General features: G+C 32.4%; 20 protein-coding genes. 5 read left to right on the top strand and 15 right to left on the bottom strand.

Going from position 1 to position 12,827, the window contains the following annotated elements; genetic code table 11:
• The first annotated feature begins 22 nt into the window (after positions 1-22).
• The gene (locus DSQ20_RS07480) at positions 23-598 is read left to right on the top strand and encodes a hypothetical protein (RefSeq protein ID WP_179365172.1); all 576 of its coding nucleotides are present in this window, start codon (positions 23-25) and stop codon (positions 596-598) included.
• Between the two features lie 115 nt (positions 599-713).
• Here DSQ20_RS07480 and DSQ20_RS07475 read toward each other — a convergent pair whose 3' ends face one another.
• The 3 genes from DSQ20_RS07475 to DSQ20_RS07465 all read right to left on the bottom strand — a co-directional run bounded on the left by DSQ20_RS07475 (position 714) and on the right by DSQ20_RS07465 (position 3,844).
• Positions 714-2,486, bottom strand: a complete 1,773-nt coding sequence (locus tag DSQ20_RS07475; RefSeq protein WP_179365171.1) for a M3 family oligoendopeptidase — start codon at positions 2,484-2,486, stop codon at positions 714-716.
• Between the two features lie 347 nt (positions 2,487-2,833).
• Positions 2,834-3,373, bottom strand: coding sequence for an inorganic diphosphatase (locus DSQ20_RS07470; RefSeq protein WP_007550985.1), 540 nt, complete (start codon positions 3,371-3,373; stop codon positions 2,834-2,836).
• Positions 3,374-3,421: 48 nt separating this feature from the next.
• Positions 3,422-3,844 (bottom strand): hypothetical protein, encoded by a 423-nt coding sequence (locus DSQ20_RS07465; protein WP_179365170.1) that lies wholly within the window; start codon positions 3,842-3,844, stop codon positions 3,422-3,424.
• A gap of 302 nt (positions 3,845-4,146) precedes the next feature.
• On the opposite strand from DSQ20_RS07465, the gene DSQ20_RS07460 reads away from it, so the two are divergent.
• Positions 4,147-4,332 (top strand): hypothetical protein, encoded by a 186-nt coding sequence (locus DSQ20_RS07460; protein ID WP_048109888.1) that lies wholly within the window; start codon positions 4,147-4,149, stop codon positions 4,330-4,332.
• 185 nt (positions 4,333-4,517) lie between these two features.
• Here the strand turns inward: DSQ20_RS07460 and DSQ20_RS07455 are convergent, their stop codons facing one another.
• Positions 4,518-4,682, bottom strand: a complete 165-nt coding sequence (locus DSQ20_RS07455) for a hypothetical protein (RefSeq protein ID WP_179364829.1) — start codon at positions 4,680-4,682, stop codon at positions 4,518-4,520.
• Between the two features lie 346 nt (positions 4,683-5,028).
• Between DSQ20_RS07455 and DSQ20_RS07450 the strand changes: the two genes are divergently transcribed.
• Positions 5,029-5,175, top strand: coding sequence for a hypothetical protein (locus DSQ20_RS07450; protein WP_179365169.1), 147 nt, complete (start codon positions 5,029-5,031; stop codon positions 5,173-5,175).
• Positions 5,176-5,183: 8 nt separating this feature from the next.
• Here the strand turns inward: DSQ20_RS07450 and DSQ20_RS07445 are convergent, their stop codons facing one another.
• The 5 genes from DSQ20_RS07445 to DSQ20_RS07425 form a co-directional block, all read right to left on the bottom strand.
• On the bottom strand, positions 5,184-5,345 hold the full coding sequence (locus DSQ20_RS07445) for a hypothetical protein (RefSeq protein WP_157832754.1): 162 nt from the start codon (positions 5,343-5,345) through the stop codon (positions 5,184-5,186).
• A 204-nt stretch (positions 5,346-5,549) separates the two neighbouring features.
• A complete protein-coding gene (locus tag DSQ20_RS07440; RefSeq protein WP_179365168.1) occupies positions 5,550-6,281 on the bottom strand; it encodes a hypothetical protein in 732 nt (243 codons plus the stop codon).
• A 9-nt stretch (positions 6,282-6,290) separates the two neighbouring features.
• A complete protein-coding gene (locus tag DSQ20_RS07435) occupies positions 6,291-6,833 on the bottom strand; it encodes a hypothetical protein (RefSeq protein WP_179365167.1) in 543 nt (180 codons plus the stop codon).
• 81 nt (positions 6,834-6,914) lie between these two features.
• Entirely contained in the window at positions 6,915-7,184 is a 270-nt protein-coding gene (locus tag DSQ20_RS07430) for a hypothetical protein (RefSeq protein WP_179365166.1), read from the bottom strand.
• A gap of 94 nt (positions 7,185-7,278) precedes the next feature.
• Positions 7,279-8,199 (bottom strand): TrmB family transcriptional regulator, encoded by a 921-nt coding sequence (locus DSQ20_RS07425; RefSeq protein ID WP_179365165.1) that lies wholly within the window; start codon positions 8,197-8,199, stop codon positions 7,279-7,281.
• A 104-nt stretch (positions 8,200-8,303) separates the two neighbouring features.
• On the opposite strand from DSQ20_RS07425, the gene DSQ20_RS07420 reads away from it, so the two are divergent.
• The gene (locus DSQ20_RS07420) at positions 8,304-8,600 is read left to right on the top strand and encodes a hypothetical protein (protein ID WP_179365164.1); all 297 of its coding nucleotides are present in this window, start codon (positions 8,304-8,306) and stop codon (positions 8,598-8,600) included.
• 18 nt (positions 8,601-8,618) lie between these two features.
• Here the strand turns inward: DSQ20_RS07420 and DSQ20_RS07415 are convergent, their stop codons facing one another.
• The 6 genes from DSQ20_RS07415 to DSQ20_RS07390 all read right to left on the bottom strand — a co-directional run bounded on the left by DSQ20_RS07415 (position 8,619) and on the right by DSQ20_RS07390 (position 11,973).
• Positions 8,619-9,452 (bottom strand): hypothetical protein, encoded by an 834-nt coding sequence (locus DSQ20_RS07415; protein WP_370464203.1) that lies wholly within the window; start codon positions 9,450-9,452, stop codon positions 8,619-8,621.
• 5 nt (positions 9,453-9,457) lie between these two features.
• Positions 9,458-9,832, bottom strand: coding sequence for a hypothetical protein (locus DSQ20_RS07410; protein WP_179365162.1), 375 nt, complete (start codon positions 9,830-9,832; stop codon positions 9,458-9,460).
• Between the two features lie 361 nt (positions 9,833-10,193).
• Positions 10,194-10,379, bottom strand: a complete 186-nt coding sequence (locus DSQ20_RS07405) for a hypothetical protein (protein WP_179365161.1) — start codon at positions 10,377-10,379, stop codon at positions 10,194-10,196.
• Positions 10,380-10,420: 41 nt separating this feature from the next.
• Complete coding sequence (locus tag DSQ20_RS07400) at positions 10,421-10,951, bottom strand: hypothetical protein (RefSeq protein WP_179365160.1); 531 nt, start codon at positions 10,949-10,951, stop codon at positions 10,421-10,423.
• Between the two features lie 10 nt (positions 10,952-10,961).
• On the bottom strand, positions 10,962-11,615 hold the full coding sequence (locus tag DSQ20_RS07395; protein WP_179365159.1) for a hypothetical protein: 654 nt from the start codon (positions 11,613-11,615) through the stop codon (positions 10,962-10,964).
• Positions 11,616-11,715: 100 nt separating this feature from the next.
• The gene (locus tag DSQ20_RS07390; RefSeq protein ID WP_179365158.1) at positions 11,716-11,973 is read right to left on the bottom strand and encodes a winged helix-turn-helix domain-containing protein; all 258 of its coding nucleotides are present in this window, start codon (positions 11,971-11,973) and stop codon (positions 11,716-11,718) included.
• 489 nt (positions 11,974-12,462) lie between these two features.
• On the opposite strand from DSQ20_RS07390, the gene DSQ20_RS07385 reads away from it, so the two are divergent.
• The gene (locus tag DSQ20_RS07385) at positions 12,463-12,813 is read left to right on the top strand and encodes a hypothetical protein (protein ID WP_179365157.1); all 351 of its coding nucleotides are present in this window, start codon (positions 12,463-12,465) and stop codon (positions 12,811-12,813) included.
• The last annotated feature ends 14 nt before the right edge of the window (positions 12,814-12,827 follow it).

Below are 12,827 nucleotides of genomic sequence, written 5' to 3'. Positions count from 1 at the left end.
CAATTCATATTATTTTTTAGATGTGGTTCTAGCTCCATACTTAGTTGAAGTCTTTCAAAATCCTATATTTTCAGTAGTTGCAATAGTAAGCGCATTTGGAATTGGAATTTTTCAAGGAATTATTTTGGGAAAAGCAATTCTCTTGCGATTTCCACGTCTACAAAATCATGTGAAGACTGTCTCTGTCTCTTTATTTTTCTTGTTTCTTGCAAATGCCATCTTGAGTGTTCCTAGGTTTGCATCCACTGAAAAAATTGATATCTCTAGCATTTTTCAGGCAAATAATCCTGGAGAGATAACCTCTCTGATTTTTCTTGTATTTGGATTGAATGTTGGATTCTTGGCGGTTCTTGCCATATCTGTAACTGTTATGACTTTTGTATTGATGAAATTTGCACCTATCCATGGTGCCACCAAAATTTTTGTTTTGTTTTTTAGCTTACTTATTTTACTATTAACCGGTCTTAGTAGATTCACTGATCTAACGCCAAGTACTTTTGAAGTCTTTTTGTACTTTCTTTATCATATTGGGATTACTATTGGTATTTTGGCTGGCTCTATTCGAAAACTAAAATCAAGAAAAATAGACTGGGGATAGTTTCAAACATTTAAATCAGATAATTTTGAACTTCAATTTGACATCGAATTCAAACCGTTCGGGGAACAAGCTGGCAGTCCATGCGTTGGACTGCCAGCCCCATATTATTAAAACTCTAGTTTAATGCTGAAAGTGCTTTTACTTGGCTTTGGACATAATCAAATCCGTCTTGCCAAAATTTCTCTGATCTGATATCAAATCCATGCTCTGCCAACAACTTCTCTGGTTTCTTTGAGCCACCTGCAGCAAGAATATCGATGTATGATGGAACGAAACTATTTCCTTCTTTTTTATATCTTTGAAATAATGTTAGTGCAAGTAAATTTCCAAATGAATATGCATAGCAATAAAATGGCGTGTGGTAAAAATGAGGTATACAACTCCATTCTATTGCAAAATCATCTGAAATGACAACTGAATTTCCAAACTGTTCTTTTAGATTTTGAAGATATGTCTTTGAAATCTCATCCACTATGGTTCCTTTTCCAATTTGCTCATGTGCTGATACTTCAAAAATAGTAAAAAATGCTTGGCGCATAATTGTCGCATAAAGATCATCAATTTTTTCAGCTAGCATTATTTTTTTCTCATCATTTGTTACTTTATTTGATAAATTATCATATAGTAATAATTCCGAAAACGTGGATGCGGTTTCAGCTAGAGGTAACGGAGCATCTTGAACAAGAATTGATCTGTCTTGTGCTGCTTGACTGTGAACGGCATGGCCTAACTCGTGAGCTAGTGTGAAAACATCTCTGGTTTTTCCAGTAAAATTAACTAGAACATATGGTGTGATCTTTGGAGTTAATGTGCTGCAAAATGCACCGTCTCTTTTTCCAGGTCTTATGGATGAATCCACATGTTTTTCATCAAAGACTTTTCTTGCAAACCCTTCTAGTTTGGGGCTAAATCTTCCAAGTGACTCTAAAACAATCTTTACTGATTTATCATATTGATAATTTTTCTCTTTCATGTGGGTTGCTACAGGAGCATACAGATCATACCTGCGTAATTTTTTCATTTTTAGCATTTTTGCTTTTTGTAAAAAGAATTTTTGAAATACCGGAGAATTTTTTCTACATACTGTTAGAAGTGACTCTATGGTTTTATCATCTACATCGTTTCCAATATTTCTCATAGAGATTGGCGACTTGTACCCTCGAATTTCGATTCCTTCATCTTTCCAATTCAAAACAATATTCTGATATATCTCTCCATTTACTCCCTTGTTTTCAGTATATTTTGTTAAAATTGTCTTGTATGCTGTCTCTCTGACTTTTGCATTTGTACTTCTAATGTAATTTGTAATCTCTTCACGTGTCATCTTTTTTGTTTTTCCGCCAACTTTCATTTTGTATACATATGCGCTAGTCATCTTATCGTACAGTTTTACAAGGGCAGAAATTCCTGTAACGTCTAAAGTATTGATGATCTTTTCTTCTGGTTCCGATAAAGCATATTTTGCAAATAGTCTTTTATGATTGAGATATTCTGAAAGTTCACCTGAATCTTTAATCAGTCTTTTTGCATTTTTATCATCAACTTGAGTTTTCCACCATAAATCAAAAAACAAAATTTTATTTGAAATTTCTGAACCTAATTTTGACATTCTAGTAATTAGTGAGGTTGCTTCATCTGATTGTGTATCTGCAGAGTATTGTAATGACGCATATCCTCCAATTTTGCTCATTTTTTCAGAAATATCTTCTACTTCATGTAATATGTCGATAAATTTTTTTGATGACATTTTAGGGTCTAGTTTTAATTTTATTTTTTCAAATCTCTTTGCCATTTCCTCTAATTCTTTAATTTGTTTTTGAAATTCTGGGCTCTTTGGATCCTTTGTAAGTTCTGAAAGATCCCATCTCTCCAATTTGTACTCTGACATACGATAATCATATTTTACATCTATTAAAAAATGCATGCTGTATGCCTAAAAATTAAAATATTCAAAGAAATTTTTAACTGGAACTTAAGACCCAAACCGATTCGGTACTTGGTGAGAGTTCCAATTAGTATTGATTTTCAAAATTAGTATTTAGGGTGTGCTGATAATTTCTATGTATGATTCATACGCGAGTGTTTTAAGTAAATTTTGTAATTGTATTGTATGACAAATCATACTGATACCCCACCTGCTTGGGAATCTATAATGGGATTATCTTGGATAATTCTAGATGACGAATAGTCATTAAAATACAGTATTTGTTAAAACAAATACGCATATCTTAATTTTTAATATTTTTTCAAAGTCTCTTTGTATCTTTTGATTGATTCTACAATGATCTCTTTTGCTTCTATAGCTCCTTTCCAACCTAATATCTCGACTTTTTTCCCTTCCAAATCTTTGTAGACCTGGAAAAAATGCCCAATCTCTGAGCGGAAATGGTCTTCCACATCTGTAATGTCTACTGTATGAAGATATCTTGGATCATTTGTTGAAACACAGATAATTTTGTCATCTGGATTTCCATCGTCTTTCATTTGTAACAATCCAATCGGTCTTGCCTCAATTAGAATTCCTGGATATGTTGGATTTGTTACCAATACAAGAGCGTCAAGTGGGTCACCATCTTCTGAAAGTGTCTGAGGAATCAAACCATAATCTCCTGGATAATGAAATGGTGAAAATAATACTCTGTCTAGTTTTATCATGTTGTGTTTTTTATCATATTCATATTTGTTCATGGACCCCTTTGGAATCTCTACTATTACGTTAACAATCTCTGGAATGTCTACTCCTGATTCTATATCATGCCAAAAATTTTTACTCATATTCTAGTTCTTAAAGTTCTTTGAACTGTATATGAATTCTATGACTTTCTAAATTTGTGATTTGGTGTGAATGACCTTGAATATTTTTACAGTGTACTCTCCTTCAAAAATATCTACTATTTCACCAGTGTTTTGATCAGTATTTCTTATTTTGAATTTGTATTCGTAGGAACCATCTCCCTTGACTTTAACCTGAGCTACATGTACTGGTTCATCTCCTTTGAAAAATTGAATTATTACTGGATACCTCTCAACATAATCAGAAGCATCACCCTTTACTTTTCCCCATGAGAGTGATTTATCTTCAGGTATACGCATTGTTGAAATTGTCTTTTGGAGACTTATTTCATCATTAATTTGTGTGATTGTTATATCTTCAGATGTATCTGTGGCAGTAGCATTTGATGTATATCCAAACCATGTTGCTACTAATAATATTAACACAAAATGCATGATGCTTATTTTTATCATGTCATGATAAATGGAATTTCTTGGTTATAATACTAATGTTTTTGCAAAATTAACAACCTGTTTGGATAATAAAAAATAATATCTGCAAATAATGATGATGTTTTTACAGTATGCTGATTTGATGATATTTTCCAAATTGGATCCCATATGCGTAAAAAATTTCCATTTGACCTATATCTAATACTGATAATCATAATCTAGATGAATTTAGAGTTGACTCTTTTTGATAATGAATCTGAAACTATAGTCGACATGATGAGTTCGTTATTTGATTTATCTTGGGAAAAAGGAGAGATGTTATATTGATTCGTACAGTCTTGACCCTATCTAGTTTAGAGCAGGAAGTTGGCAATATTTCAAAAAGTTCCTATGAACAAGGACGTGATAATCTTGATGATTCTGAAATCAACTATTTGCTAAAAATGACAAAACATGTTCTCATGAAGATAAGAGAACAAATAATGGAGGACTACGATGACTATAGGTGATTCTGAAATGAATCGATTATTGCAAATGACTGATGTATTTCTATCAAAAATTAGAGAACAATCAAAGATGTCTAAATAAATATCTGTAATGAAGATCATTTGCCATAGTATATGGGTCTACACTGAGGCAAAAATTTCTGATTGTTCTCTGCATGGTTAATTTGTTCAAATTATCTGTGTTAGTATTAAAAATCACGACTTAATTCTTTAGTGTGGCTAGAATCATTTTTTACTGATTCCTTAACTCTTTTTTCGATATCCATTATGTATGAATCTCTACAACTCTGAGAACAGAATTTGGTATTGTCTCCTTCAAAGGAATTTCCACAATGCATACAAACTAATTTCATTACTCGTCGTTTTTTCCTATATTAGTTAAGTCTAACTAGAATTTCCAAGTTTTGGGAATTTCATAAAAAATATGTAATAAAATATTACACTAATATGATTTTTTCAGATTCTGTGTAAACGATCGGGGCTATTGAGATTTTTTCTCTTTGTTTACCTTCAGTGGCTAAATGAGGTTGTTTTTCGGTTGTTTAGTTATTTCATACAAAAATGCCAAATTTAAAAGAATAAACAGTGTCGACAAAATCTACTTGTTACCTCTCGGGACATAGAAAGCCAAATCCAATTGACGAAAAAATGCGTTAGATGCTTGATTCATAAACAAGTAATTTTGGGGAAAAATGAGATATGGAAGATAAAGAAAAGACCGTAGAACAATTACTTAGAGAAGAAAAAGAGACACTTCTTGCTGAGGTTGAAGAGGCAGTAAAAAGAAAAAAAGTATTAATGAAAAAGGATGAAGATGAAATATCTTACAGAAAACGTAGATATTGATTTTAGTTTTAATTGTCTTCGCTGATTTTTTTAGTATGACTCTTATCATTTTGAGTCGCTTCATTAATTCTTACTGTGATCTCAATGATGTGTGAATCCCTACAATTTTGAGAACAGAATTTATCATTATCCTCACAAGAGTTTCCACAGTGCATGCAGATAGATTCCAATGCGATCACGTTTTTTGGTACTCTAATAAATGCGATCATTAATTCTCATTTTTGGGACTTGCATTTTGAATTAAGATTACACTGTCTTTTACTCTATGGTTTTGGAACTTGAAAAAGGAGGCTAGAGGGATGGACCGGGAGGTATGAGTGCTGATAGCGGTTTATTTCGTGGATTCTTCTAAATTCTTATTTTCTTTTTGAATTTTAAATTATTGTTTTTCCTTTGTTAAATAAATCCTGAAATACACTTCTAAATATTCCCCCATTCTCAATTTCACATACATAGGTTGGTTTGTCATTTGCAGCTCTGTCTATGGATTGTCCTATTACATAACATGTTTTATCTGAAAAGAATAATCTGTCATGACACGATTTATGAGTTTTGACTACAAAATTTGTTCCATGTTTTTGTTTAAATTTACTTGCAACATTCATGAAGTTTCCTTTTGGGCAATCTGTTAAAATATACATCTGAATCCCAACAGGAAGTTTATCTAAATACAGATCTATGACATCTTCATTAGCATAAGCATCAACAATAAAAACACTTTTTTGTGTTGACATTGTTATACTTTGAATTAATTTATAGAAATCATACATTTCTCCTGGTTTGAAAACTCTTTCAAGACGAACTGGATTGTTTATTGAAATTTGAGATCTGAGTTCATCTGCTGTTTGTTTTTTAATTCTATATCCACCATTTTTTGGAATCAAGTGTCCGTTTCTATTATGTAGTTTGTTTAGTAAATCTTGAGTGTTTTTTGGTTTTTCATAATCAAAAACATCAAAACATTCATTGATGGCTTTTGCTGTAAATTTTTCATAGTTTTCTTCTGTTTGTAAATATAACCCAAAATAAAGAATCATATGGGATTTATCTAGACTATCAAAATCATGTATTGATTTAACAAACTTCTTAATTTTTTCAGCATCCAATTTTAATGCCTATTTTTTATTAACTTGTTTTGGTAAATCATGTTCAACAAAATTTTCGCCAGAAATACTAATCTTGGCTGAATACCGTGTTTCTCCAGTTTCAATATAACCCGTTCTTGCTCTGATATTGTTATACAAACTTTCAAAATTTGTTGGTTTTCTTATTCCTACTTCAATATAGCATGATAGTGCATGACCATATTCCATATTTGGTATATCACAAAATTTGTTTAGATAATATGCAAACACTGTGATAATTTCTTGATTAGTGTTTGGGTTTTTTTCTTTGTAAAATTCTTTTAATGATTGTTTTTTACCATCTCCCTTCAAATTAATTGGAATAGGACTAACAGCACTTTTCTTTTTTGATTTTATAGCGTTTTTATTGGTATCTTTTATTTTATTTGGTCTATTCGGTACATTATGGTTCTGTGATGCAGAGACAATATGTGTTTTTAATTCTGCCCAATGTTTTTCAACAAAGATTTCAGTTCCTTCAATCTCAATTGATGTACCATCTGGAAAACTTAACTTTACTCTTGTGTCTGCCATTTTTTTAATACCTCATTATAATCTGTAATATTATTTTGTTGTATGATATAAAAAAGTACGTATGTTTTATCATATATTTCATTAAATTTCTATTTGTTCTTCTAATCCTAAAATTCTTCTAATCCTATTGTGAGTGTCTAATTCGATTTTGCTCTCTTTCTCACCTGATGTGCAATCTGGAATTTCTATTCCAAAATTATAGTCATTTGCATCACCATAAAAATTTCTAAAAACAGCTTCTGAAATCAAACACTTTCGTATTAGATTTGACATTGTTTCGCCACATGCATTGGCATATTCTCTTATTGCATCTGCTTCTTTTTTTGTGACATTTGCTGAAATTGTAGCCATTGATCATGATATATCATGATCTATTAATATAGATAAATCAAAATTCAAAACTTGAAAGATTTGAACTTATGATCGATTAATTCGTGATTGTAGCCTAACCAAAAAGCAGATCATTATATATTGATAATGATTCATCTGACTGAATAAATTTTTTCAGGAGATTTTGTTTAAGAGCAAGACATTTCATGTTAAAAAAATCTGCTACAGATTGACCCACTGATTGAATTCCAGTATAATAAATTAACATATTAGCCTCATTTGGATCTCCTATCCCTGCATCATTCAAAATAAAAAATATGCATTCATGATTATCTACAATTGTTGCACGTAGTGCAGCAGGTTTATAACAAAAATGATTAGCGTTTTTTAAAGATTTTATGAATTTTTCAAATTCATCTCTTTCTTTACGTCGTTCACGTTCTACAAATTTATTATCGGAAATTAAAGTCCAAATTTTTATTCCATCTGCATCTTTTTTCTTTAAAAGATCTAGAAAATAATCATTTTTTGTTATCCATCCACCATGTTCTGTCATTATTCGTATGTCTTTTTTTGCTCTACTGCATATGTCGATAGTAATTTTTTCAGCTTCATCTTTTGAATAAATACGCCAGATAAATCGCTTAGTTTTGGTAGATGCGTAATTTTCATACAATTTTTGAATTTGTGTAATGGTTTCTTCCTCTTTACGTAAAAGTGCATTTTTCTGTTCTTCAGTAAAATTTTTGACTAATTTTTTTAGTGGTTCTGGTCCTTGAATTGCTCTGTATTTGAGAGGACTTGTTTCCACCTTTTCTACTAAACCATAATCTTCTATAGTTTTTAATGCCTCATAGATTTTGGTAACTGGAAGTCTCTTTTCAAATATTTTTTTAGATGATTCTTCTATTTCAATGACTGATAATGGGATTTCTGATCTTTGTAATGTGAAATAAGTCATACTTTCATAGGTAGAAAGTCTTAGATTTTTCGCTAATTCATTAAGTTCGTTGATTTGTAAAATTTCTTCTTTCAATAGGAATGTGTTGTTTCTTCAATATTTAAACTATTTTAACATTTTACATGTCTAACGTGAAAATTGTTAAAACTTTATTACGTAGAAAGATCATATGTATGGTAATGACAATTTGTGACTGTGAATGTGGTTGTATGAGAACCAATGATATGGAAGATATGATTGTAGAGAAAAATAAAAGAATTTGTGATTCATGTGCAAATTTTGAACATGTAATAGGGAATGGAATTGCCCGTTGTCCTAAATGCGGTAAAAAAGATCGAGAATTCCTTCCCAATACAAGAATGGATAAAGACTATGTGGAAATTTCCTTTATTCGAATTTATAATATAAGAAAGGCTTTAAAATGTACTAATTGTTTTAGATTGCAGAATTTATCAATGTTAAGTTTAGTGAATTAATAGGAACTACGTTTTTCTCTAAAATGCTATATCCATTCCATCTGTATCTTTGACCATGATGAACTCTTTATCAAATTTGACATGATTCTGCATTGTCATAAATTTTGTCTTGATATCGTCATCTGAAATTAAATTTGATTCTTTTAAAGTTCTGAGAACTTTTACCAAATCAAACTTCAAACGCATCATCTCATTTTGCATGTTTTTGATTTGTTCATTTTCATATTCTATTGGAATATTATATACACTCAAAGCTGGAACTGCTTTAGTATATTCTTCAAGCATTTCGTCCTCTGATATTCTATAATAGTTATCTGCAAGACCTGTAGCATGACCCATTAGCATTTCTACATGGAGTGATTTCATGTGTTTTTCAGATATCGTCTTGAAATATTTCCTAAATCCATGATCCGTCTTGAACTCATGTCTTTTTTCGCCTTTTTCTAGTGGCTTTCTTAACCCCTGAGCCCATAAAGCTCGCTCTATCAGTCTCTTTAATCCTGAACTTTGTAATTTTCTTGGAATTGTCGCAATACCTCTACTTGATTTTGCAACATCAAATTCATCTCTTAGAACCCATGATTTTTCTGTAATTTTCTCTCTATGTGCAATTCTAAAATCAATGTATTCTTGTATTGCTTCATAAGCTTCTGGAGTGATGAATGTAAAATATTCTTCTGCTTCTCCACGATAAACGATTAATTTTGCTCCTAACACTTCACCATTTCTTTCAATGGGTGTTATGTCGCCCCATCTCAAATAATTCCAAGCCCCTATCCTGATTCCTGAGGACATCATAACAAGAATAGCTGGTTTTAATCTTCTATCTGGATATCTGATTAATTGTTTGATTTCTTCTAATGTTGGAATTCTATCCGTAGCATATTTTTGGCTTTAGGTATCCCGCGTGTTATTTTTTTCCAATTTAATGCAACATCATTCATTTCACAAAATAATTTTATTGGCTTGTAGTAATTTGGAAGTGTTGCAGTTGAGATTTCTTTTTTCTCGGCTCTTTCTTTGTGCATTCTGATATATTTCAAAATAACAGAAGTCGTCCATTTTGGATCTACTGCTTTTTTTGTAAAATTTTCAGCTCTAATTTCAGGCGAATCTCCATCAATTTCTAAAAACTTGAAAAACAAATCTAGTCGATGTTCATATCTATCCCTAGTTAGGCGATTTGGTAGGGCATCTTGAAATAACATCAATGGATCATCAAATTCTTCCATACTCATTCTAATAGAAAAATCTTATTTATGGACTGATAAAGGAGTGGACCGGGAGGGATTTGTGCTCACTATGGGCACAGATACTCTGATGATTTTAAATGACGGTAGAAAGTTACTGGAGTACTTCAAACTCCTACTCTTTTTTCTTGTTACTGTTTCACTGTAATTTTATTTTTCATGAATTCAAATCAGATGGTTAGTACTCCCATAACAGTTCAAATTTAAGAGATTTGATTTCACTGTGGAACTGAAATGTTCGATTGAAAAGGCTTAGTTTTTTGTCAAGATCATCATAATCATTATTGTAACTCTTGTTAATTTTGATTCTGAATTGTGTTGTAATTATAAAATAAATTCAATTCTATATCTCAATACAGGCATGATTGGCACGCGTTCCTGACGGAAGCATTCCATTTTGAATACATTCTACATAGAAATCCCAAGGAATGCCAATAGTTAGATACAAAATAAAAGAAAATATTCCAATTACAGACAACACAATTGCTACAAACAAAATGATTGTTTTTTTGTCAATTTGAGTTTCCATCATGACAATAAAAAATTTGCATAATAAAAAGAAGAGGGTGATTACTCTACTTTGAGAGTAAAGTATTCTCTAACTTGTTCTGCATTGTCGCCTTTCTTTTCGTAAAGGACAAGAGAAAGAGGATACTCGCCTGCCTTTGCATTGACATCAATACTGATGGTTATGTTTGCAGAATCTCTTTGTGTTACTCCTACTTGTTCTAAGGCCTCAAATCCAAAAGAAGACTTGTCTGAGTTTGCTCTAATTCCATCTGGTAAAATAGATTCACCAGTGAGTGCAAGAATTGTTTCTTGTCCATCAGAAGTAATTCCAAATTTAAGGTTTTTAGACTTCTCCATTGCAGCATGTATTGCTACAGGGATTTGTATTGTTTCACCACGATTTACAGTGAGTACTCTATTTTCATTTAGTGCACTTGCATCAATTTGTGAAAAATGCATGAGTTCACTGCTTGATTCGTCTATGGTTATCTTTCCAGCTTGAGCTGATTCTGTTCCATAGATTCCAACACCTAATGCCAATACAAGAATTGCAGAAGCAATAATTGAAATGCTAATATTTTTTCTTTTCATTTCTTATTCCTCAGCAACTTGTGCAGATCTCCAATCTGTCAGTATTTGCGTGGTAACTGCCAGAATAGTAATCAATCACATCAGTACTACCAAACAGATATGCAGGAGCGACGGTTTCGTGATCTGTTCCCATCTGATAGGTATTAGTACCAGAATTTGTTATTTGGCAAGTTTTACTTGGAGTGCCAGATTTTGCACCATCCCCACTTACAGTAAAGTAACAACCTGTGACTTTTACCCAGTCACTGCCTGATTTTTTCATTATATCAGCTCCGTATTCGTACCAACCTAGATGTCCAGCAGCAACAGTGTGATCACCGTCGTAGTCGATATCAAATTTGTATTTTACAGGAGTTGCAGATGTCGTAAGCTCAGGAAGCGAGCCTTGTGTATTTGGACTCTTTGACATGTTGTTTCTTGCTGTAGATACATTCCAGACGAAGTTATCACCTCTAGATACAAGTGAATTGTCTCCAGTAGTTGTGGCATCTGCACATGCATCATCTGAGAATGTACATGCAGAAGATGTATAACTTGGAATTTCTTGCAATGTTGACCAAGGTCCTGTAGATACAGAGCTTGCGGCAAACGCAGGAGTTATGCCTATCGACATAACACCTAGCATAGTTAACATAGAGAGTAGTTTTGCGTTCTTTCTAGTCATTGTCATTTCCAATATCTGAATATACTAATAAGCCGCGCTCCGTATATGGGCACTACTAGATCGCGTACTACCCATATAGATAGTGCCCATATGGTAAGTATCAGTCCAGAATTGTCGGAATGTCATTGTATTTCTTATCAAACTCCGCATCCAGTTTCTTCTTGCACAGTGAAATCCCATGAGGTGTAATGTCATAGACATGGTGTGGATACCTGTTACTCTTGGTTACAAATCCCAGAAACTCTAGCATCTCAAGATATGACACGCATGTATCGTAGTGTAGTCTTGCATTAAGTGCTAGGTTTGTTCTTTTTTCGTGCCCGGATTCATACACTACTGCAAGTAGACGCAGCAACACCTTGAGATCGAATCTTTGTAGTTTCTTTTTTACCATTATTCATCAAATATTATAGTATGATGTTATTAATTTCATGATATTTATCATTTGCTTCAATTTTGATTGAATGTATTTTGCAGTTGAAATTTTAATTGGAAAGTATTCATCTGAACAAACACCAGAATTGTGCGTTCATTTGAACAAACATTTTTGCATAATTCCACTATCGGGTATTTTTTGATAGTCTTCAGGTTATTCTGTATTATTAAAATTAATATTTTATGATAATATGAGCACCGAGAAATGGCCTAGTCAAATTTTTCGACGCCCAGACATTAAATCTAGGGTTTGGCCCACAATGGGGCGGATACTTTTTTTGATGATTTTTGAATAACGACAGAAAGCGAATTGGAGCGCTTACAGTATCCATAGATAGATTTTTTCAAAAAGTTAAATATTATTCAATCTAAGTTATGGTAATACCGATAAACAACTTAAAAATTAAGAAACATGAAATCCAAATCAGGAAAAAAACGGAGCACTTTTGATATCTTTTCAAATCTAACTGAGGATCTGCTCAAATCTTGGAATTCACAAGAAAATCCACCCAAACAGTACATAGCAGGTCGGAGAGTCCATCACGGAACAGTTGGAACGATACTAACCGGTACAGGTCTTGCGTCGGTTGTTGTTTCTCTCCTAAGTGAGGATGAAAAGACAAAACGAGCCACAGAAGAACTATCTCAGATTTTCTGTGGTATTGGAATTCCCCTCATGGTAGACGACATTAATGACGCTCCAGAATGGTTCAGGTTCAGGCGGCAAGAAGAAGATTTTCAAAACAGGCAAACTGATTTCTGAGGAAGCGCTTTCAT

This window comes from Nitrosarchaeum sp. AC2, from assembly GCF_013407385.1.
Taxonomy (GTDB): Archaea; Thermoproteota; Nitrososphaeria; order Nitrososphaerales; family Nitrosopumilaceae; genus Nitrosarchaeum; species Nitrosarchaeum koreense.
This window is presented reverse-complemented; position numbering and strand designations above follow the sequence as displayed.